This is a genomic window from Methylobacterium sp. Ger2507 (assembly GCF_055231875.1).
The window spans coordinates 1,161,484-1,181,851 of record NZ_JBUYVC010000001.1 but is presented as its reverse complement, the minus strand read 5'-3'; the positions used below and the strand labels follow the sequence as shown (position 1 = coordinate 1,181,851).

Genomic DNA, 20,368 nt, shown 5'->3' with positions numbered 1-20,368 from the left:
CACTCGCGCGGGGGTTCAAACGTTCGAAGTCTCGGATGCTGCATCGCGGCATCCGGAACCGACCTACCCGAGACACCGGACCCCGAAGGCCCCCCGTGGAAACCCCCGTGGAAACCCCCATGACTCAGGACCATTACGACGTCGTCATCGTGGGCTCGGGGCCGGGCGGCGGCACCATGGCCTGGCGCCTCGCCCAGACCGGCAAGCGCGTGCTGCTGCTGGAGCGCGGCGGCTATCTTCCGCGCGAGCGCGAGAACTGGGACAGCCAGGCGGTGTTCGTGGATGCGCGCTATCAGGCCCCGGAGAGCTGGTACGGCGCCGATGGCCGGGAATTCCACCCGGGCCTGCACTACTATGTCGGCGGCAACAGCAAGGTCTACGGCTCGGTGCTGCTGCGCCTGCGAAGCCAAGACTTCGACGTGGTGCGCCACCCCGACGGCGATGCGCCCGAATGGCCGGTGAAGTACGACACCTTCGCGCCCTATTATCAGGCGGCCGAGGAACTCTACCACGTCCACGGCCTGCGCGGCGAAGACCCGACCGAGCCCCCGGCGGACAAGCCCTATGCCTACCCGCCGGTCTCCCACGAGCCCCGCATCCAGGAACTGTTCGACGGCTTGAAGCGCGAGGGCCACCGGCCCTTCCACCTGCCGGTGGGCGTGCTGCTCGACGAGCGCGACGGCCAGGCCCTGCCGCATTCGGCCTGCATCCGCTGCGACGCCTTCGACGGCTATCCCTGCCTGACCAACGGCAAGGCCGATGCGCAGATCATCTGCGTCGACCCGGCGCTGGCCCGGCACCCCAATCTCACCCTCTGGACCGGCGCCTACGTGGAGCGCCTCCTCACCAGCCCGAGCGGGCGCCAGATCACCGGCGTCGAGCTGGTGCGCGAGGGGCGGAGCCGGACGGTCTCGGGCGACATCGTGGTGGTGGCCTGCGGCGCCCTGTCCTCGGCCCTGCTGATGCTGCGCTCGGCCAACGACGCCCACCCGCAGGGGCTCGCCAACGCCTCGGGCCAGGTCGGGCGCAACTACATGCGCCACAACAACGCCACCGTGCTGGCGGTCTCGCGCACCCCGAACCCGACGAAGTTCCAGAAGACCCTCGGGCTCAACGACTTCTACTTCGGCTCGGACGACTGGGACTTTCCGCTGGGCCACATCCAGATGGTCGGCAAGTCCGACGGCACCCAGATCCACGGCGAGGGCCTGCCGGGCTTCCTGCAATGGTTTCCCGAAAAGCCGTTCGACTGGATCGCCCAGCATTCCCTCGATTTCTGGCTGACCTCGGAGGATCTGCCGCGGCCGGAGAACCGGATCTTCTACGACGGCGGCCGCGTCCGCCTCGATCTCACCGAGAGCAACATGGAGGGGCATCGGCGGCTGAAGCAGAAGCTGCGCGACCTCTGCGGCAAGCTCGACGTGCATCCGCACCTGTTCGACCGCTCGCTCTACCTCGGCAAGGACACGCCGATCGGCGGCACGGCGCATCAGGCCGGGACGCTGCGCTTCGGCACGGACCCGGCGACCTCGGTGCTCGACCTCGATTGCCGGGCGCACGGCATCGACAATCTCTACGTCACCGACGCGAGCTTCTTCCCCTCGATCGGCGCCGTGAACCCGACCCTGACCATCATCGCCAACGCCCTGCGGGTCGGCGACACCATCGCGGGCCGGCTGTGACCAGCCTGACGGCGCGCCTCGCCGCCCTGGCGATCCGCCTCACCGGGCGGCGGCGCCACCTTGCCCGCGACGACCTCGACCCGGAACGGGCCATTGCCGAGCGGCCCCACCCCGCCCGGCCGAGCCGCGCCCTGCGCCGGCGCCTCGCGGTGACCTGGGGCCTGCGCGACGGCCGCGAGGTCTACACCCTGGCGCCGCGCCCGGGCGCCGGCCGGGAGGCCCGAGCGGGCGGGGTGATCTACCTGCACGGAGGCGCCTATACGAGCCCGATCACCCGCATCCACTGGCGCTTCATCGCCCGGATGGTGGAAGCGACGGGCCTGACCGTCACCGTACCGCTCTATCCGTTGACGCCGGAGCACGCCTGCGCCGACATCACCGCCTTCACGCTGGCGCTCTACCGGGACATGCGGGATGCCGCGCCGATCGCCCTGATGGGCGATTCCGCCGGGGGCGGACTCGCCCTGTCCGTGGCGATGCAGGCCCGCGATGCCGGGATGCCCCTGCCCCGGGGCCTCGTCCTGATCTCGCCCTGGCTCGACGTCTCCACCTCGAAGCCCGCGCAGGCCCGGATCGAACCCGATGACGTGATGCTGATGCGCCCGGGCGTCCGGACCCTCGGGCGCTGGTACGCGGGCGCGTGGGACAGGACGGACCCGCGGGTCAGCCCCCTCTTCGGCACCCTGCGGGACCTGCCGCCGATCGAACTGTTCTGCGGCAGCCACGACATTCTCGTCGCCGATGCCCGCCGCCTCGCCGCCCGCGCCCGAGCGGAGGAAGCCGCCCTCGCCTACCACGAGGAACCCGGCCTGATGCACGTCTACCCCCTGCTCGGCCTGCCGGAATCGCGCCGGGCCGAAGTGCGGATCCGGACGTTTCTCGCGGAGCGGATGGGGCGGGGGTGAAGGGGCGAGCGCGGGTGGCCCTTCGCGCTCCGGAGGCGCCGTGGAGGCCCGTTTCGGATCGAGGGCGGGCGTTAGGCCCGACGCTGTACGTCGGTAATGGGTGGAATGCGGACGTTCGTCGATGGCCTACCGAACGTCCGCATCACGTCTGAAGCGGACGTGACCTGACCTGCTGCGCTCAGGTAAATGTGAGGTACCCGACCGACAGAACGCCGATCAACAAGAACCAATGACAAGCGCAGTACGGTTCAATACGCTGTTGTCTTCGCTAGGAAATAGAACTTTACCGAAGGTAGCGCTGTTGAAAATTTATTTCGACTTCGATAATAGTCGCGCCCCGTTCAGGGATGAGGAAGGCATCGACCTTCCCGACGTAGAGACTGCCCGGACAGAGGTCCTTAGGGCGCTCGGAGATATCGCCAAAAACGTTCTGCCGAGAAGCGATCAACAGGCGTTCAAGATTTCAGCCCGTAATGCCTCCGGAGATATCGTCTACAGCGCAGAAGTGACAGTTTCAGGCGGACGGCACGAACCTCGGTATCCGTGAAATCGCTCTGCGAATTTGCGTAGTCGTCAGGGTGCACAAGATTGGAATTATATTCCACGCTTCGGCGCAACTTTCTGGTGCACTGCCGCTTAGCTCGGCATAGTGGCCATAGGGCATGGCCCGGGAGGGCAGATGCTCAATCCGTTCATCCAGAAGCTTGGACGCCGTTTCGTCCTGTCTGGGTCCGAAGAGAAGGCTCTTACTGATGCGAGTGCGCGCCTTCGCGATGTCCCATCCCGAACCGCACTCATCTCGGAAGGAGACGTGCCCGATCACGTCCACCTGATCCAGAAAGGGTTCGCCTGCCGCTATAAGGTGCTTCCAGGCGGTGGACGGTCGATTGTCGCCTTCCTCATCCCGGGAGATTTCTGCGACCTGAACGTGTCGATCCTCGGCGAGATGGATCACAGCATCGGAACGATCAGCTCCTGCGACGTGGTGCGTATCCCGCGTTCAGTAATGAATGACCTCAGCGGGAAACATCCGGGCCTGAACCGTGCCTTGCAGTGGGCTGGCCTCGTCGATGAAGCAATCTTGCGGGAATGGCTGGTGTGCATGGGCCGTCGTTCAGCCGACGAGCAGGTCGCACACCTGTTCTGCGAGTTCCTGATCCGCCTTCAGGTGGTGGGGCTTGCGACGGAGAACAGCTACCAGTTTCCCCTCATCCAACTCGATCTCGGCGATGCAACGGGGCTGTCGAACGTCCACATCAACCGGGTACTCCAGGAGTTACGACGTTTGGGGCTGGTGGTGTTCAAGGAGAGGCGTGTCACCCTACCCGATGTCGCTGCCATCAAGGCCTATGCCGGGTTCAATCCGAACTACCTCCACCTGCATCCTAAGGCTCCACCATACCCCGCTATGTGAGGTACCCGACCGTTCTCCGGCACCTAGGGGAAAACACCCATTTATTAGTTTTTTGGTCGACATAGCGCCTATATCAAAAGTTATCGCGGCCATACTCTCGGCTTTCCGCGCCTGTGAGACCTCGTGTGCTCCCGCCTGCTGCGCGCGGAGAGCCCTGTGCCTCGTTACTTCTTCGATATCCATGACGGCCAAACGCTTCGCGACGACGAGGGCATGGACCTCGCCGGTCCTGAAGAAGCTGCTCGTCACGCAAAGTCGGTCCTACCCGAGATCGCAGCACACGAGGTGCCAAAAGACGGCGAACACCAAGCCTTCTCGGTTCTGGTAACGGACGAAGATGGGCATCCCATCTACTCGGCCGCTCTGACCTACACGGGCACGTGGCTGATCCGGTGAGTGGGCCCCATCTGCTGAGCCGGATGGGGCCCCGTGCTACCGAGCCGTGATGCTCAACGCTGGCGGAGGCGGGGTTCTGAACACGCCGATTTCGGCCTCGGACGACAGCGAAGCTACGGACAAGGCACGAGCCCTTGTTGATCGGCATGCCGTCGACCTCTGGGATGGCATGCGGTTCATCGACCGGTTCGAACCGCCTCATCCTCTTCCGCGAACTGAGACCATCGCGGCATCCTGAAGGTCACGATTGATTGTCCGCTTAGCGTCAGGTCCAGTCGTTAGAGCCTACGACCTCGAAGGTCTGAGTAGGGTCGGAAGCCGACATTCCGGCCAACAAATCCTCCCACCCGCGCGGCTCCGCGCCCCTTCGGCAACGGAGCGTCAACGCCTCTCGGGCTTCAGTGGCGGCATGGCATCCTCCGCATCCGGCCCCTCCCCGCTGCCCGCCGACGCCCTGGCGTTTCCGGGGGATGCGGGCCTGCGCGCCGAGGCCCTGGCCTGGCAGGACGAGCTCGCCCGGGAGCGGCGCCTGTCGCCCAACACCGTCGAGGCCTATGTGCGGGACCTGCGCCAGTTCCTGGTCCATCGCGCCGGGCGGCACGGCACGCCCGGCATCGCCCAGCTCGTCGCGTTGAAACCGCGGGATGTGCGCGCCTTCATGGCGGCGCGCCGGGCGGAGGGGGTCGGCGGGCGCTCGCTGATGCGGGCGCTGGCGGGCCTGCGCTCCTTTGCGCGCCACCTGGAGCGCGAGGGCCACGGCACCGTGGCGGCCTTGGGCGCCGTGCGCTCGCCCAAGGTGGAACGGCGCCTGCCGCGTCCGATCCCGATCGCCGCCGCGCGGGCGATGAGCAGCCCCGACCTGCGCGCCGGCGAGGCCCGCGAGCCCTGGGTGCTGGCGCGCGACGCCGCCGTGCTGGCCCTGCTCTACGGCTCGGGCCTGCGCATCTCGGAAGCCCTCGGGCTCCGGGCCCGGGACGCGCCCCTGCCGGGCCTCGATTCCGTCACCGTGCTGGGCAAGGGCGGCAAGTCCCGGATGGTGCCGGTGCTGCCGGTGGTCGCGGCGGCGGTGGCCGAATACTGCGCCGCCTGCCCCTACGCCCTGGCGCCGGACGGTCCGCTCTTCGTGGGCGCCAAGGGCGGTCCGCTCTCGCCCCGGATCATTCAATACGCGGTGGCGGCGATGCGCGGCGGGCTCGGCCTGCCCGAGAGCGCGACGCCGCACGCCCTGCGCCACTCCTTCGCCACGCACCTCCTGGCGCGCCAGGGCGAGTTGCGGGCGATCCAGGAACTGCTCGGCCACGCCTCCCTGGCCACCACCCAGCTCTACACCAAGATCGACGCGACCCGGCTGATGGAGGCCTTCGATGCCGCCCATCCGCGCGCGGGCCAGGCCCCGCTCCGGGCGGCGGCGCTGCGCGAGAAAAGCCGTGCGCCGGGTCCCCGCCCCGCGCTAGGACCGGGGGCATGATCCGCCCCCGCCTGTTCGTGCCCCGCCGATGACCCAACACGCTCCCGCGAAACAGGACCTGTTGGCCGCCCTGCGCCGCGGCGACTGCGCCGGGGCCACGGCTCTGCGCTTTCCCCCCGGCCTGACCACGTTTCCGCGCGAGATCCTCGACCTCGGCGACAGTCTCGAACGGCTGGACCTGAGCGGCAGCGCCCTCACGGCGCTGCCGGAGGATTTCGGCCGCCTGCGGCGCCTGCGCGTGCTGTTCTGCTCGGGCAACCGCTTCACCCGCCTGCCGCCGGTGCTCGGCGACTGCCCGGCCCTGAGCCAGGTCGGCTTTCGCGGCACCAGGCTCGTGGAGGTGCCGGGCGAGGCCCTGCCGCCGGCCCTGCGCTGGCTCACCCTGACGGACAACCAGATCGCCACCCTGCCCGACGCCCTCGGGCAGCGGCCGATGCTGCAGAAGCTGATGCTGTCGGGCAATCGCCTGCGGCGCCTGCCCGACAGCCTGGAGGGTGCCGCCAACCTCGAACTGGTGCGGCTGGCCGCCAACCGGCTGGAGGCGCTTCCGCCCTGGCTCGCCACCCTGCCGGCCCTCGCCTGGACCTCCTATGCCGGCAATCCCGTGGCCGACGAGCCGGTGCTGCCCGCGGTGCCGGCGGTGGCCTGGGGCGAGCTCGAACCCGGCGCCCTCCTGGGCGAGGGAACCTCGGGCCGGGTGCACCGGGCGCTGTGGCGCCGCGACGGGGGCGCGGCCGACGCCGTCGCCCTCAAGCTGTTCAAGGGCACCATGACCAGCGACGGCCTGCCCGCCCGCGAGATGGAAGCCTGCCTCGCGGCCGGGGCGCACCCGCACCTCACCGGCGCCCTCGGGCGCGTCGTCGATCATCCGGACGGCAGCGAGGGCCTGCTGATGCGGCTCCTGCCGGAGTCCTGGCGGGTGCTGGCCGGGCCGCCGAGCCTGGAGAGCTGCAGCCGCGACGTCTACGCGCCCGGCCTGACCCTGACGCCGGCGGCGGCCCTGCGCATCGCCCGCGGCACGGCCGAGGCCTGCGCCCATCTCCACGCCCGCCGCATCCTGCACGGCGACCTCTACGGCCACAACATCCTGTGGGACGGCACGGACGGGCAAGCCGTCGTCAGCGATTTCGGCGCCGCCTCGATCCTGCCGGACGGCCCCGTCGGCGCGGCCCTGCGCCGGGTCGAGGTGCGGGCCTGGGGCCTGCTGCTCGGCGAACTCCTGGACCTCGCCGGGATCAGGGGCGGTCCCTGGCGCCACCTCGAAGGGGCCTGCACCCGGCCCGAGATCGGGGAGAGACCGGGTTTCGCCGACATCCTCGCGCATCTCCCGCAGGCCGAGGCGTAGGCGCGCGCCGGCGCTCCGCCTGAGATGCGCAAAGCACAGGCGTCTTCCGTCGCGAGCCGCCGACCGGCCAGACCCGCGCGGCGACGCGGCGCGGCCCCGATTTCGTCACGGTCTCCCGCCAGGGACGCGTCCGGAATCAGGGGGTTAGGGTCATCATGAAGGCAATCACCACCGCGCTTCTGCTCACGGGCGCGCTCGCGGCGCCGCAGGCTGCGCTCGCCGCGAGCAAGACCACGGTCGGCGTCGGCACCGGCGCGGTGGCCGGCGCCCTGGTCGGCGGACCGGTGGGCGCGGTCGTCGGCGGCATCGTCGGCGGCTATATCGGCGCCACCTCCGAGAGCCCCCGCCCGCGCCGCCGCCGGGTCCGCGCCGCCCGCCGGGCCTCCGTGGCACCGCGCAGGCTGCACGTGGCCGAGGAAAGCCCCGCCCCGGTCCGCGCGGCCGGACCGGCCGCCACCGGCAGCCTCACGCCGGTCACGACGGCGCCCGCCACGACCACCTGGCGGAACCCGCGGTAGCGGGATATCTCCACCGTTCGGAACGCGGGCCGACCGTCCGAGTTGGGTGGTTTTCGGCCCTTCCGCTTCCAGGCGGCAGCCGCATCGAAGCGGACGTCACCACTCCTACCGGGGACCTTCAGCGAGACTTTCTCGTCTGGTTCACGAAGGTGGCGAGGGCTTCGATGACACCAGTAGCGAGCGGGAGGTTCGCATTCTGATAAGTCGCAACGTTCGCGGATCGGTCATCCGATGTCACCGTTTTGAGAACATGATTGGTATCCGGTAGCAGGACGATCTCGGCATCTGGACGAGCCCGGTGAAGCTGTTCCGCGTCTACGCGACCGACCTGGATGTCACGGAGGCCCTGAAGGATCAGCACCGGGCCTTCATAGGAAGCGAGGAGTTTGGCGGGATCGAGCGCGAACAAGCTGATGAGGAAGCCCTGCACCTCAGGTCGAAACAGCGGAAGCAAGGCTGGGTGAATGCCATCCGCTGCAACTTTCTCCCCGTGCTCCAGCTGGGCGATGATGGAACTAGCTTGCTCGCGGATAGGGGCATTTGCTGGGTTCGCGGCAAGCTGCTCGCGGAGGACATCGCCGGCCTTACGCCCGGTCGCAGAGACAAGGAGAAGCCCGCAGATGTTCTCGGGGCGCTGAGCCGCGACCAGAGCCGACAAACCACCTTCGCTGTGGCCGAGTACCCAAACACAGGGCGCACCCGTCTTCTCTCGGATCCTGGCAGCCCACAGCCGAATGTCGGCGGCATAATTCTCCATGGTCACGGCGTTGGCATCCGGGACGGCACGAGCGCTCCCGAACATGCCGCGCTTGTCGATACGCACGCTCCTAATCCCACGCGCTGCGAGCCCTTCAGCGATCAAACGGTAGGAGGATGCGCGGACGCCGAGCGGGTTGTTGCCGTCACGGTCGGTCGGCCCCGAGCCAGGAACGATCAGAACGACGGGCGCGTCTAGGTCAGATGGGCCGAGCAAAGTCCCAGATAGTGCCCCGGCGGGACCAGAAGCTTCGATCACCTCGGGGCTGCTCATCGGCGCGGCTTCCAACTTCGGACCGGCGAGGAACGTGACGCCGACCAGGAGATAGATCCTCGTCCTTATCCGCATCACGATACCGTAGGGTTCCAGGTGAGCAAGGCAGAAGATATTGCTGACCATCTCCTAAGCGTTCGTTCGGCCAATCGCGGAATGACCGCTTTCGGGTAGCGCCGCCAACTGTCGGCTTGGCCGGCATGGGTCGGACGCAGACGGTCCCGAACGTCGGGCTTCGGCGGCCTGGACAGTCGCCCAAGCTCCACCATCCACAACGCGCGCCTCAGGCGCCGCCCCACTGCATGGTCAGGCCGCCGTCGACCACCAGGGTGTGCCCGGTGACGTAGTCGGAATCGTCCGAGGCGAGATAGAGGATCGCCTTGGCGATCTCGTCCGGCTGGCCGGCCCGGTGCCAGGGGATGCGGTCCAGGGACTGGGCGAGCTTGTCCGGGTTCTCGAAGCGGTCGCTCGTCATCGGCGTCTCGATCAGGCCGGGCGCCACGTTGTTGACGTTGATCCGATCCTCGGCCAGTTCCCGCGCCAGACTGCGGCAGAGGGAGCCGACGCCGGCCTTGGACATGCCGTAGGGGGCGCTCTCCGGGGTCGGCAGGTGCTGGGCCACCGAGGAGACGATGACGATCTTGCCGCGTCCGCCCGCGGCGCGCCGGACCTTGATGAAGGCCCGGGCGCAGAAGACCGGCGCCATCAGGTTGACGCGCAGGATCTGCTCGAGCGTGGCGTCGTCCATCTCGGCCACCGGCATGCCGCTCATGGCCTGGCCGGCATTGTTGACCAGGATGTCGAGGGCGCCGAGGTCGCGGGCGACCGCCGCGAAGGTCGCCTCCACCGAGGCCGGGTCGCCGACATCGTTCTGGATCACGAGGCAGCGCCGGCCCGCCGCCTCGACCCGGCGCGCGGTCTCGCGGGCTCCGTCCGCATCGGTGTGGTAGGTGATCGCCACGTCGGCGCCTTCGCGGGCGAACAGCTCGGCCGCCGCCTGGCCGATCCCTGAATCCGCGCCGGTGATCAGCGCGCGCTTGCCGTGCAGCTTCATGGTGAGCCGGTCTCCTCGCATCGGGGGTCGATGCGAGGACTAAGGACGCGACGCCCGGTCCTGTTCCGGGCGCCGATCGTCCCGGATCAGGGATGGCTTCGGCTCAGGTGATGACGCTCGGCTCGGAGCGGCCGGTGAGGGCGGCGATGTCGGCCAGCGCGTTCGCCACCGCCACCACCGGGGCGAGCACCTCCGCCACCGGCAATTCGAGCCGGTCGGGGGCGGATTCGTAGCGCTCAAGATAGACCCGCAGGGTCGCGCCCGCCGTGCCGGTGCCGGACAGACGGTAGACCACCCGGGCATCCTCCGCGAAGGTGACGCGGATGCCCTGCTGCTCGGTAACCGAGCCGTCGACGGGATCGACGTAGCGGAAGTCGTCCGCCGCCGCGACGGTGAGATCGCCGAGCTTGGTGCCGGGCAGCGTCGCGAGCTTGGCGCGCAGGCCCTCCATCAGGCGCTTGGCGGCCGCGGACTCGATCTCCTCGTAATCGTGCCGGGTGTAGTAGTCGCGCCCGAACTGCGCCCAGTGGCCCCGCACCACGTCCTGGGCCGGCTTGCCCGTGACCGCCAGGATGTTGAGCCAGATCAGCACCGCCCAGAGGCCGTCCTTCTCCCGGACGTGGTTCGAACCGGTGCCGGCGCTCTCCTCGCCGCAGAGGGTGATGAGACCGGCATCGAGCAGGTTGCCGAAGAACTTCCAGCCGGTGGGGGTTTCGTAGGCCTTGATCCCCAGGGAGGCCGCGACCCGGTCCAGCGCCCGGCTGGTCGGCATCGAGCGGGCGACGCCGGCGAGTCCCTGCGCGTAGCCGGGCGCCAGGTGCGCATGCGCGGCCAGGATCGCGAGGCTGTCGCTCGGGGTCACGAACAGGCCCGGCGCCACGATCATGTTGCGGTCGCCGTCGCCGTCCGAGGCCGCGCCGAGATCGGGCGCGTCGGCGCTCAGCATCAGGTCGTAGAGGTCATGGGCGTGGACCGGGTTCGGGTCGGGATGATGCCCGCCGAAATCCTCCCGCGGCGTCCCGTTGACCACGGTGCCGGCTTGCGCCCCGAACACACCCTCCAGGATGGCGTGGGCGTAGGGGCCGGTGACCGCGCTCATGGCGTCGAAGCGCATGCGGAAGCCGCCGGCGAACAGCCGGGTGATGGCGTCGAAATCGATGAGGTCGCGCATCAGCGCCAGGTAATCGGCGACCGGATCGATCACCGCCACGGCCATGGGGCCGATCCGGGTCTCGCCGAGGGTGTCGAGGTCGAGGTCCGGCCCCTCGACGATGCGGTATTCGGTGAGGGCCTGGGTGCGGGCGTAGATCGCTGCCGTCACGCCCTCGGGGGCCGGGCCGCCATTGGCGGTGTTGTACTTGATGCCGAAATCGCCGTCCGGGCCGCCCGGGTTGTGGCTCGCCGACAGGATGATGCCGCCGATGGCGCCGTGCTTGCGGATGACGCAGGAGGCGGCGGGCGTCGAGAGCAGGCCGCCCCGGCCGACGAGCACGCGGGAAAAGCCGTTGGCCGCCGCGATCCGCAGGGTGGTCTGCACCACCTGCCGATTGAGGAAGCGGCCGTCGCCGCCGAGCACCAGGGTGGCGCCCGCCCGGTCGGGAATGCAGTCGATGATCGCCTGGACGAAGTTCTCGACGTAGCGTGCCTGCTGGAAAACCGGCACCTTCTTGCGCAGGCCGGACGTGCCCGGCTTCTGGTCGTCGAAGGGCGTCGTCGGCACGGTCGTTACGGACATCGTTCTGGCACTCCTCAATCCCGCGCTCAAGAACGCGGTTTGCCCGCGCGGGTCAATCGCCGACGGTCCTGTGGGACAGACCGGGCCTCCGGCACCCGCATCGGCCGGCGTGAGCCAAGCATCGCGCGACCCGATCTGGAGGAACGGCAAGTCGAGGCGAGCAAAGCTGATGGATGTGTCGTTCATGACTTCGCAACCGTTCCTGCGCCCGTAAGACGAGGCCCGCTTGCATCGTCAAGACCACCATGCAAGACCACCATGATTGATAGCCCTCGGCCAGGTGGGTGAGTGTCGAGCCAGGATCCCCGCAAGGATTCGCACGTCCGGTTCAAATCCGGACCCCGGCCTCCATCCGACCTCTCCGCCCGGTCCGCACAACGTCGACTTGCGCGAGGCCGCCGATGCACGGGGCGCACCGTCCCGGCTCGGGATGAATCCCCCCGCTGAGACGTGTTGCCCCGGGAACGATCCGAAACGGTCAAGATTTGTCCTTCACGAATTCGCGCGTGAGGACCATGCATGGAATGCCCCCAGGATGTCAGCCTGCGCGCTGATGCGTCGAGCGCGACCGAAATGCAGCCTCAGGCCGACGACATCCTGCTGGCGCCGCTCGCCGACATTCCGCGCATCAACCTGCGCGAGGCGGGCGAGCCGTGGGACAAGCGCCGCCACGCCGGCAAGGCCCTGCGCGAGGCGGTGCCGCACGCGGCCCACGGGGCGTGGCACCCGCCCGCCAACCGGCCCGACCCGGTCTCGCTGATCGAGGCGGCGCATGACGGGCGCCAGCCGCACCTGATCCCGCTCCGGGTCGCCCGGATGGCGAGTTCGCCCTTCGCCTTCCTGCGCGGCGCGGCGCACGTGATGGCGTGGGACCTCGCCCATACCCCGCGCAGCGGCATCGCGGTGGTGATGAACGGCGACGCGCATCTGGCCAATTTCGGCCTGTTCGGCACGCCTCAGCGCGACATCGTCCTCGACCTGAATGATTTCGACGAGGTGACGATCGGCCCGTGGGAATGGGACCTGAAGCGCCTCGTGGCCAGCATCGAGGTGGCGGCCAGGACCGACGGCGTCGCCAAGCCCGAGCGCCGCGAGGCTGCCCTCGCGGCGGTGGCGGGCTACCAGCACACCATGACCGAACTGGCGCCGCAGGGCCCCCTCGACGTCTGGCATCAGGCGGCGCGGGCCGACCAGCTCGACTTCGCCGGCCTCTCCATCGACGAGGATTCCAAGGCGGTCATCGCCCGGGCGGTGGAGAAGGCGCGCAAGAAGCACAACAAGAGCCTGCTCGCCCGGGTCGGCGAGCGCCGCACCGACGGCGGCTGGCGCTTCAAGGAGGCGCCTCCCATTCTGACCGGCGTCGATGCCGAGACCCGGGAGGCGGTGATCGGAGGGCTGGAGCATTACGCCGAGACCCTGCCGCGCGAGCGCCGCTTCATGCTGAGCCGCTACCACGTGGTCGACGTCGCCCACCGGGTCGTCGGCGTCGGCAGCGTCGGCACCCGGGCCTACGTGGCGCTCCTGTGCGGCAATTCCGACCAGGACGTGCTCTTCCTCCAGGTCAAGGAGGCGGTGACGCCGGCCCACGCGCCCTACCTGTCCGGGATGCCGGATTCCTACGGCGACCACGAGGGCGAGCGGGTGATCTACGGCCAGCGCCTGCTCCAGGCGGTGGGCGATCCGCTGCTCGGCTGGACCACCATCGAAGGGCGGCCGTTCTACGTACGTCAGATGAAGAACATGAAGGGCGACATCCCGGTGGCGGGCCTGACCGGGCAGCCGCTGATCTACTTCTCCTGGGCCTACGGCGCCCTGCTCGCCCGGGCGCATGCGCGCACCGGGGATGCGGCCGCCATCGCGGGCTATTGCGGCCGCGACCGTCAGTGCGACCTGCGCGAGGCCCTGGCCGACTGGGCCTTCGCCTATGGCGACCAGAACGAGGCCGACTACGCCGCCTTCCGGGCGGCCATCGCGGACGGTCGCCTCGAGGCGGCGCCCGACCCGGAGATGTGATCCGAAAAGGCGTCCCGGAGGGCATCCAAGGATCTGTGCACAGGTCTGCCCACAGGTCACCCAGAGGGTGCTGCGACAAACTGGGGACGGCGGGGCGAATGACGGAGCCCGGCCCCCTTGGACCGCGTTGCCTGAGTCCAGATCTCAAGCCGGGCAGCGCACCTCTCCGATGGCAAAACGCAGGACCGAGACGTCTTCCGCACACGCTTCCCCCGCTCCGGCACGCACGCCGAAAACGCCCACGCCGAAAACACCCACGTCGAAAACATCCGCGCCGAAAACACCCGCGCCGAAAACATCCGCGCCGAACACGTCTGCATCCAGAACCCGCCCCCGCAAGGCCGCCGGTCGCAACGCTGTCGCGCCCAAGCGGACCGAGCCGGCCCCGGCCCCCGCCAGTCCCGAGATCGTCGCGCCCCTCGTGCCCACCGGCGCCCTCGCGGTGGCCCTCCTGGGGCTGACCGAGTGCGGCAGGCCCCTGATCCACATGGCCCGCGAAAGCCATCGCCTGGAGGCCATCGCGGGCATCCTCCGGGCGCTGTCGCCGGAGCGCACAGTCGCCCTCTATCCGGAATGGGACTGCCTCCCCTACGACCGGGCCTCGCCCTCGCGCGGGGTGATGGGGGCGCGCACCGGCGTGCTGCGCTGGCTCACCGACACCGCGGCCCTGCCCGACATCGTGCTCACCACCGCCCCGGCGCTGATCCAGCGCGTGCCCCCGGCCGAGACCTGGGCGGGCGCCCACCTGGAGATCCGCATCGGCGACGCCCTCGATCCGCCCGCGATCACCGATGCCCTCCAGCGCCTCGGCTACATCCTCGACGACCGGGTCGACGAGCCCGGCGAGGTCGCGGTCTGGGGCCGCACCGTGGACGTCTTCCCGGCCGCCGCCGACCGGCCCTGCCGCATCGAGTACGAAGCCGGCCGGGTCACGGCGATCCGCTCCTACGACCCGGTCTCGCAGCGCTCGCTGGCCGATGCCGAGGTCCTCGTCATCGATCCCGCCACCGAGATCCTCCTGGCCGAGGGCTCGGAGCACCGGCTGGAGCCCTTCACCGGGCAGGAGCACGGCCTCGCCCGGTTCTATCCGGCCCTCGTCACCGTGCTCGACCAGGTGCCCGACGCCCGCCTCGTCGTCGAGGAGGGGGCCGAAGAGCGGGCGCAGGCCTTCTTCGAGCAGATCGCCGAGGGGCGGGAATCCGCAGCCCGGTCCCGGCGCGGGGCGGCCGACGATGGCGGCCTCTACCTGAGCCCCGAGGCCTGGGCGACCCAGCTCGCCGCGCGGCGCGTCGCCGACGCCGAGACGGCGGAGGGCGAGGATCTCACCATGCCGGCCTTCGTGCGCAAGGCCCGGCCGAACACCGCGCTGGCCGAGACCCTGCGCGAGCGCCTCACGGCGGGCGACCGCATCCTTCTCACGGGGCCGGCCGAGCCCCTGGCGCGGCTGGTGCGCATCGCCGAGCGGGCGCTCGGCCGCAAGGCCCGCCCGGTGGGCGCCTGGGCCGAGGCGATCGCGGCCAAGCCCGGCGCCCTGCTCATCCTGGAAGCCCCGATCGAGGCGGGCTTCCGGGTGCCGGACCAGGGCATGGCGGTGATCGCCGCCGCCGATCTCTTCGGGGCACGCGCCGCCACCGTGGCGAGTGGAGGCCCGAGCGCCATCCTGCCCATCGGCGAGGTGGAGCTGCGGATCGGCGACGTCGCGGTCGACCGCGACAACGGGCTCTGCGTGTTCGAGGGGCTGGAGGCGGTGAGCACCGGCACCGGCGGCCAGGAAGACGCCCTGCGCCTGCGCTTTGCCGGGGACGGCATCCTGATGGTTCCGGTGTCCCAGGCCGACCGGATCTGGCGCTACGGCTCCGAGACCGAGGCCGTGACCCTGGACAAGCTGGAAGGCGGATCCTGGGGCCGTCGTCGCCTCGAAGCCGAGGCCTGCATGGCCCGGGCCGCCCGGGTGATGCTGGCGGATGCCGAGAAGCGCCGGGCGGTCCGCGCACCGGTGCTGGCGCCGCCGGACCGCGAGATGGAGCGCTTCGCCGCCGGGTTCGGCTTCGCCCTGACGGCCGACCAGGCCGGGGCGGTGAGCGGCGTGATGGCCGACCTCGCCTCCGGCCGGCCGATGGACCGCCTCGTCTGCGGCGATGTCGGCTTCGGCAAGACCGAGGTGGCCCTGCGCGCCGCCGCCGCCGCGGTGTTTGCCGGCAAGCAGGTGGCGATCGTCGCTCCCACCACCGTCCTGGCGCGCCAGCACGTGCAGACCTTCACCCGGCGCTTCGCGCGCTTCGGCGTGGAGGTCGCGCACCTCTCGCGCCTCGTCTCGCCGGCGGATGCCAAGCGGGTGAAGGCCGGGCTCGCCGACGGCTCGATCCGTCTCGTGGTCGGCACCCACTGCCTCGCGGCCAAGGGTGTGGCCTTCGCCGATCTCGGCCTGATGGTCATCGACGAGGAGCAGCGCTTCGGCACCAAGATCAAGGAGGGCCTGCGTCAGGCGGCCGGCGACGGCCACGTGCTGACGCTGACCGCGACACCGATCCCCCGCACCCTGCAGAGCGCCCTGGTCGGCCTCCAGAGCCTCAGCATCATCGCCACGCCGCCCTCCGTGCGGCAGCCCATCCGCACCGTGATCGCCGCCTTCGAGGACGCGGCGATGCGGGACGCGCTGATGCGCGAGCATCGGCGCGGCGGCCAGAGCTTCGTCGTCTGCCCGCGCATCGAGGACATCGCCCCGATGGCGGCGCGCCTCGCCAAGCTGGTGCCGGACCTGACGACCATGGTGGCCCATGGCGAGCTCAAGGCCGCCGAGATGGATGACGTGATGGTGCGCTTCGCCGATGGCGAGGGCGATGTGCTGCTCGCCACCAGCATCATCGAGAGCGGACTCGACGTACCGCGCGCCAACACCATGCTGGTCTGGGACGCGGAGCGCTTCGGGCTGTCGCAGCTGCACCAGCTGCGCGGCCGGGTCGGGCGTGGCCAGCGCCGCGGCGTCGTCTATCTGCTGCACCGCCCGGACCGGCCGCTGTCGTCCGCCACCGAGAAACGCCTGCGGACCCTGGAGGCCCTCGACCGCCTTGGTGCGGGCTTCGCCATCAGCGCCCGCGATCTCGACCTGCGCGGCGCGGGCGACCTCGTCGGCGAGAACCAGGCCGGCCACGTCAAGCTGATCGGCCTGGGGCTGTACCAGCACCTGCTGCACTTGGCCCTGCGGGCGGCCAAGGGCGAGCCGGCGGAGGACTGGAACCCCGAGATCCGGCTGGGCCTCTCCGGCTCCGTGCCGGCGGATTATGTGCCCGAGCCCGAAGTGCGGCTGAGCCTCTATACCCGCACCCTGCGCCTCACCAATCCGGAAGAGGTCGAGGCCCTGCGCAGCGAGGTGGTCGACCGCTTCGGCCCGCCGCCCACGCCCTTCGAGGACCTGATCGCCCTCGCCCGGCTCCGAGTCGGCTGCTTGGCGCTCGGCATCCATCGCCTCAGCGGCGGCCCGCAGGGTCTGGCGGCCGACCTCCGGCCCAACGCACCGCCGCTTGCCGTGCCGGCCCACGCCCATATCGAGCGCCGGGACAATCGCGTGCTCCTGCGCCAGGGCCACGACGACCCGGCCGAGCGCGGCCGCCTCGCCGCTGCCTTCCTCGAGCGCCTGACGGCGCAGGGCGAACGCAGAGCCGGTGCGAAGGCCGGCTGACGCGTCGGGCGATCGGGCGGGACGCCCGATCGACACCGTCCGCACCGGTCAGGCGGCCATCCCTGCCGTGGGCGGGATGGCCGCGCCCGGAGCGTCGCGCCGGCGGTCGGCCGAAATCCGGCTGCTGAAGCCGGCATGATGCCTCGTGCACAGGCCTGAATCGCGCGAGCCACCGACGGCGGCCACCGTCGCCTCAACCTTTTCGGCGCGTCACGATCCGGCCCTGCGCAGTCCGGCCACCGCCGTCGCCCCAATCCTCCGGTCTCGCGCCAGCAGATGGCCGCCGATGCAGCCGACTGACGCGTCGTTGGAGCGCTCTCATGTCCAGGCTGCACCCGTTCAACTCGGGATCATCGCCTGTGTCTGGCGCGCAACAGGCGACGGATCAGCAATTTTAAGTACGCATTCGTCTTGCGGATCAATCTGCGGATGATATCGACCTTGATGGCTTTTTCAATCCATCCGGGACTATAGACGATGTCTTCAGCTGCTTCAAAAGCAAAAGATATATTGAAAACGGTTTTTTATAAAGAGGGCGGCCACAAACAGGCGATGATATCGGGGACAAAATTCAACATCCCGATCAATAAAAGTTTCCATTCCCAACACCTCAAATCATACGAAGATTATTTCCATGATTTCATTGAACTATCACTGAAATTGAACCCGGGCCTCTTCGTCGATGTGGGGGTCAATGTTGGGCAGATCCTCCTCAAGATGAAATCCATCGAGCCGGCGCGGGCCTATGTCGGCTTCGAGGCGTCGGTTCCCTGCTGCGCTTACGTGTATGATCTGATCGACGCCAACGCGATCAAGGGGTGCAAGATCATCCCCTTTGGCCTCAGCGATCAGGCCTGCCTGGTGCCGTTCTACTATTCGAGCGCGGTCGATCCCCAGGCCACCATCGTGCAGGGCTTCTGGACCGGCGCGAATCAGCGTTCCTACGAGCGGTTCATCTATGTCAGCCGAGGCGACGAGGTGCTGGCGACCCTGGGGACGGACACCGTCGGGATCATCAAGATCGACGTGGAGGGCGGCGAGCTGGAGGTCCTCAAGGGCCTGGTCGACACGATCGGGCGCGACCGGCCGCTCATCCTGTCCGAGGTGCTGCCGTTCGTCGAACGGCAGAACGTCGCCGAGCAGGCGACGATGCTGCGGCGCAGGCAGCGCTGCGAGGAACTGACCCGCCTGATCGAATCGCTGGACTATGTCTGCCTGCGCGCTCTGCCGGGATTCCAGGTCGAAGAGGTGGAATCCTTCGGCGCGCAGGAGTTCGTGGCCGACCGCACGAACTATGTCATGCTGCCCCGCGAACAGAAGAGCGTGTTCCTGAATGCGTTGCACCGCAAGGCGGCCTGAGGCCGCGCGACGCGTCGGCGGATTGGGGACGTTTCCGCCTTTGCGCCGGCCGCATCACGGGAGCCGGCATCGCTCAACGCCGGCCGTGGAACGAGGCACCGCGCGGGACCGGTTCGGGCGGTCTCGGACCGCGAAGGCGCAGGACCACGATGGCGGCGCGTGCGGCGGTCACCGCGATGATGAGCGAGCGTGGTCAGCCTGTCGGACCGGTCGCGGTTCACAGGCAGGTTCCGCCATACGCTCCGGTCACCGAAGCGAGACGTCCGTCCTCCGCCCGCCAGCCTACGCGCCACGTCAGGGTGCAGGATGGCTCCGAGAGCACGAACCATGCCCGACGCCCTTCGGCCGGATTCGCGGCCGGCGGATCGCTGCTGAAACCTTCGGCCCGCAGGCGCGAGATCAGGCCCCCTTCCGACGAGCCGAGTGGGAATGTGTCGGCGATGCGCGCAGCAAAAGCCGCATCGCCCCGCGCAAACTCGGGCGGAAGGTTCTGCACGAGGGATGGCCGCGCCCGATCCGGCATGGCCGTGAGGACGGCCCAGAACGGCACGGCGACCAAGGTCGTCACCGTGAGAAGGACCGCCCCGCCGAGGAGGATGACGAGCGTCCGGCCCGTCATAAGATTCGCATGGCCTGAGCGATGCCCGCCTCCCATCCGCAGGGAGGCGCCGAGGTTAAACCTCTCTCACCGGAACGCAACCAAAGGATGCAGTAAGCCCTCAGCTTCCGGGCTTGCGCACCGCCGAGGCGACATCGAGCGGCTTCGGCAGAAGGCCGAGGCGGTGGAAGGTGTCGGCGACGCGCTGCTGGTCGGCGGTGGTCTCGGCGTTCAGGGGCGTGACCCCGTAGGTGAGGCGCCGCAGCGCCACCGTGAGGATCGGGGCCGGAATGCCGACCGAGGGCGCGAGCTCGGCCGCCACCGCGTCGGTGTTGTCCTTGGCCCAGGCGTCGATCTCGCCGATGGCGGCGAGCGTGGCGTCGAGGGCCGGGCCGTTGGCCGCCGTGAAGGCGCGGGTCGAGAGGTAGAACTGGCGATTCGGCACGAGGCCGGTGCCGTCGACGAGGATGCGCCCGCCGGTGCTGCGCTCGCCCGAGGCGAGGAAGGGGTCCCAGATCGCCCAGGCGTCGACCGCGCCCCGGGCGAAGGCGGCGGCCCCGTCGGCCGGCGCCAGGAAGGTCGGGCTCACGGCCTCGTAGGGCACACCGGCCTGCTCGAGGGCGCGGACCAGGAAGTAGTGGACGTTCGAGCCCTTGTTCAGGGCGATCTTCCGGCCGCGCAGGTCCGCCACCGTGCGGATCGGGCTGTCCTGCGCCACCAGGATCGCCTCGCCCTTCGGCGCCGCCGGCTCGTGCCCGACATAGAGCAGGTCCGGGTTGGCGGCCTGGGCGAAGATCGGGGGGGCCTCGCCGGCCGAGCCGAGATCGACGGCCCCGGCATTCAGCGCCTCCATCAGGGGCGGCCCCGAGGGGAACTCGGCCCAGGTGACGCGGTAGCCGAGCGGCTTCAGGCGCTGCTCCAGCAGGCCCTTGCCCTTGAGAAGCACCAGCGTGCCGTATTTCTGATAGCCGATGCGGATGACTTTCTCGTCCGCGCTGGCGTGCAGGGTGCCGAAGGTCAGCAGCGCCAGGGCGGTGAGGAGAATCCAGGCGCGGCGCGTGCCGTCGGGGCGGAGCGCAAGGGCACGGGTGGCGGCGGGCATGGGGGGCTCCTTCACGCGGGGATGCTCGGGCTCGATGTTCGATGGATGAACCCAGCCGCTCGGCTTCCAT

General features: G+C 69.6%; 17 protein-coding genes and 1 tRNA gene. 12 read left to right on the top strand and 6 right to left on the bottom strand.

What is annotated here, in order from left to right:
• Positions 1–119: 119 nt before the first annotated feature.
• From ACV7NL_RS05445 to ACV7NL_RS05410, 8 genes are all read left to right on the top strand, one after another.
• Positions 120–1,682, top strand: a complete 1,563-nt coding sequence (locus tag ACV7NL_RS05445; protein WP_056184702.1) for a GMC family oxidoreductase — start codon at positions 120–122, stop codon at positions 1,680–1,682.
• Positions 1,679–2,587, top strand: a complete 909-nt coding sequence (locus ACV7NL_RS05440; RefSeq protein WP_463355131.1) for an alpha/beta hydrolase fold domain-containing protein — start codon at positions 1,679–1,681, stop codon at positions 2,585–2,587. The genes ACV7NL_RS05445 and ACV7NL_RS05440 overlap by 4 nt, the downstream gene beginning before the upstream one ends.
• A 229-nt stretch (positions 2,588–2,816) precedes the next feature.
• On the top strand, positions 2,817–3,134 hold the full coding sequence (locus ACV7NL_RS05435) for a DUF6894 family protein (RefSeq protein ID WP_463355130.1): 318 nt from the start codon (positions 2,817–2,819) through the stop codon (positions 3,132–3,134).
• Between the two features lie 132 nt (positions 3,135–3,266).
• Positions 3,267–4,001, top strand: a complete 735-nt coding sequence (locus ACV7NL_RS05430) for a Crp/Fnr family transcriptional regulator (RefSeq protein ID WP_463355129.1) — start codon at positions 3,267–3,269, stop codon at positions 3,999–4,001.
• 156 nt (positions 4,002–4,157) lie between these two features.
• Positions 4,158–4,397: a DUF6894 family protein gene (locus tag ACV7NL_RS05425; protein WP_056184712.1), complete on the top strand. Its 240-nt coding sequence runs from the start codon at positions 4,158–4,160 to the stop codon at positions 4,395–4,397.
• 409 nt (positions 4,398–4,806) lie between these two features.
• A complete protein-coding gene (locus ACV7NL_RS05420; protein ID WP_463355128.1) occupies positions 4,807–5,865 on the top strand; it encodes a tyrosine recombinase XerC in 1,059 nt (352 codons plus the stop codon).
• A 28-nt stretch (positions 5,866–5,893) separates the two neighbouring features.
• Entirely contained in the window at positions 5,894–7,210 is a 1,317-nt protein-coding gene (locus ACV7NL_RS05415) for a leucine-rich repeat-containing protein kinase family protein (protein ID WP_463355127.1), read from the top strand.
• A gap of 155 nt (positions 7,211–7,365) precedes the next feature.
• Complete coding sequence (locus ACV7NL_RS05410) at positions 7,366–7,728, top strand: hypothetical protein (RefSeq protein WP_463355126.1); 363 nt, start codon at positions 7,366–7,368, stop codon at positions 7,726–7,728.
• A 118-nt stretch (positions 7,729–7,846) separates the two neighbouring features.
• Here the strand turns inward: ACV7NL_RS05410 and ACV7NL_RS05405 are convergent, their stop codons facing one another.
• The 3 genes from ACV7NL_RS05405 to ACV7NL_RS05395 all read right to left on the bottom strand — a co-directional run bounded on the left by ACV7NL_RS05405 (position 7,847) and on the right by ACV7NL_RS05395 (position 11,547).
• Positions 7,847–8,884, bottom strand: a complete 1,038-nt coding sequence (locus ACV7NL_RS05405; RefSeq protein ID WP_463355125.1) for an alpha/beta hydrolase — start codon at positions 8,882–8,884, stop codon at positions 7,847–7,849.
• A gap of 157 nt (positions 8,885–9,041) precedes the next feature.
• Complete coding sequence (locus tag ACV7NL_RS05400) at positions 9,042–9,812, bottom strand: SDR family NAD(P)-dependent oxidoreductase (protein WP_056480610.1); 771 nt, start codon at positions 9,810–9,812, stop codon at positions 9,042–9,044.
• A gap of 103 nt (positions 9,813–9,915) precedes the next feature.
• On the bottom strand, positions 9,916–11,547 hold the full coding sequence (locus tag ACV7NL_RS05395) for an alpha-D-glucose phosphate-specific phosphoglucomutase (protein WP_463355124.1): 1,632 nt from the start codon (positions 11,545–11,547) through the stop codon (positions 9,916–9,918).
• A gap of 274 nt (positions 11,548–11,821) precedes the next feature.
• Here ACV7NL_RS05395 and ACV7NL_RS05390 point away from each other — a divergent pair.
• Positions 11,822–11,898 (top strand) — tRNA-OTHER (locus ACV7NL_RS05390).
• Between the two features lie 222 nt (positions 11,899–12,120).
• Entirely contained in the window at positions 12,121–13,560 is a 1,440-nt protein-coding gene (locus ACV7NL_RS05385) for a DUF2252 domain-containing protein (protein WP_463357061.1), read from the top strand.
• 144 nt (positions 13,561–13,704) lie between these two features.
• On the opposite strand, the gene ACV7NL_RS05380 is transcribed toward ACV7NL_RS05385, so the two are convergent.
• The gene (locus ACV7NL_RS05380) at positions 13,705–13,872 is read right to left on the bottom strand and encodes a hypothetical protein (RefSeq protein ID WP_463355123.1); all 168 of its coding nucleotides are present in this window, start codon (positions 13,870–13,872) and stop codon (positions 13,705–13,707) included.
• Positions 13,873–14,002: 130 nt separating this feature from the next.
• On the opposite strand from ACV7NL_RS05380, the gene ACV7NL_RS05375 reads away from it, so the two are divergent.
• Positions 14,003–17,239, top strand: a complete 3,237-nt coding sequence (locus ACV7NL_RS05375; RefSeq protein ID WP_463357060.1) for a helicase-related protein — start codon at positions 14,003–14,005, stop codon at positions 17,237–17,239.
• A 477-nt stretch (positions 17,240–17,716) separates the two neighbouring features.
• A complete protein-coding gene (locus ACV7NL_RS05370; RefSeq protein WP_463355122.1) occupies positions 17,717–18,598 on the top strand; it encodes an FkbM family methyltransferase in 882 nt (293 codons plus the stop codon).
• A 217-nt stretch (positions 18,599–18,815) separates the two neighbouring features.
• Here ACV7NL_RS05370 and ACV7NL_RS05365 read toward each other — a convergent pair whose 3' ends face one another.
• Together ACV7NL_RS05365 and ACV7NL_RS05360 are read right to left on the bottom strand one after the other, a co-directional pair.
• Positions 18,816–19,217 carry a hypothetical protein gene (locus tag ACV7NL_RS05365; protein ID WP_463355121.1) on the bottom strand — a complete coding sequence of 134 codons (402 nt, stop codon included), beginning with the start codon at positions 19,215–19,217 and terminating at the stop codon, positions 18,816–18,818.
• A gap of 100 nt (positions 19,218–19,317) precedes the next feature.
• Positions 19,318–20,298, bottom strand: coding sequence for a sulfonate ABC transporter substrate-binding protein (locus ACV7NL_RS05360; protein WP_463355120.1), 981 nt, complete (start codon positions 20,296–20,298; stop codon positions 19,318–19,320).
• Positions 20,299–20,368 lie beyond the last annotated feature (70 nt).

What these genes read in the sequence shown, in the direction of transcription:
- ACV7NL_RS05445 (WP_056184702.1), top strand. Translation starts at nt 120, where the DNA reads ATGACTCAGGACCATTACGACGTCGTCATCGTGGGCTCGGGGCCGGGC.
- ACV7NL_RS05435 (WP_463355130.1), top strand. Translation starts at nt 2,817, where the DNA reads ATGACAAGCGCAGTACGGTTCAATACGCTGTTGTCTTCGCTAGGAAAT.
- ACV7NL_RS05430 (WP_463355129.1), top strand. Translation starts at nt 3,267, where the DNA reads ATGCTCAATCCGTTCATCCAGAAGCTTGGACGCCGTTTCGTCCTGTCT.
- ACV7NL_RS05420 (WP_463355128.1), top strand. Translation starts at nt 4,807, where the DNA reads ATGGCATCCTCCGCATCCGGCCCCTCCCCGCTGCCCGCCGACGCCCTG.
- ACV7NL_RS05415 (WP_463355127.1), top strand. Translation starts at nt 5,894, where the DNA reads ATGACCCAACACGCTCCCGCGAAACAGGACCTGTTGGCCGCCCTGCGC.
- ACV7NL_RS05410 (WP_463355126.1), top strand. Translation starts at nt 7,366, where the DNA reads ATGAAGGCAATCACCACCGCGCTTCTGCTCACGGGCGCGCTCGCGGCG.
- ACV7NL_RS05405 (WP_463355125.1), bottom strand. Translation starts at nt 8,884, where the DNA reads ATGGTCAGCAATATCTTCTGCCTTGCTCACCTGGAACCCTACGGTATC.
- ACV7NL_RS05400 (WP_056480610.1), bottom strand. Translation starts at nt 9,812, where the DNA reads ATGAAGCTGCACGGCAAGCGCGCGCTGATCACCGGCGCGGATTCAGGG.
- ACV7NL_RS05395 (WP_463355124.1), bottom strand. Translation starts at nt 11,547, where the DNA reads ATGTCCGTAACGACCGTGCCGACGACGCCCTTCGACGACCAGAAGCCG.
- ACV7NL_RS05385 (WP_463357061.1), top strand. Translation starts at nt 12,121, where the DNA reads ATGCAGCCTCAGGCCGACGACATCCTGCTGGCGCCGCTCGCCGACATT.
- ACV7NL_RS05370 (WP_463355122.1), top strand. Translation starts at nt 17,717, where the DNA reads ATGTCTTCAGCTGCTTCAAAAGCAAAAGATATATTGAAAACGGTTTTT.
- ACV7NL_RS05365 (WP_463355121.1), bottom strand. Translation starts at nt 19,217, where the DNA reads ATGACGGGCCGGACGCTCGTCATCCTCCTCGGCGGGGCGGTCCTTCTC.
- ACV7NL_RS05360 (WP_463355120.1), bottom strand. Translation starts at nt 20,298, where the DNA reads ATGCCCGCCGCCACCCGTGCCCTTGCGCTCCGCCCCGACGGCACGCGC.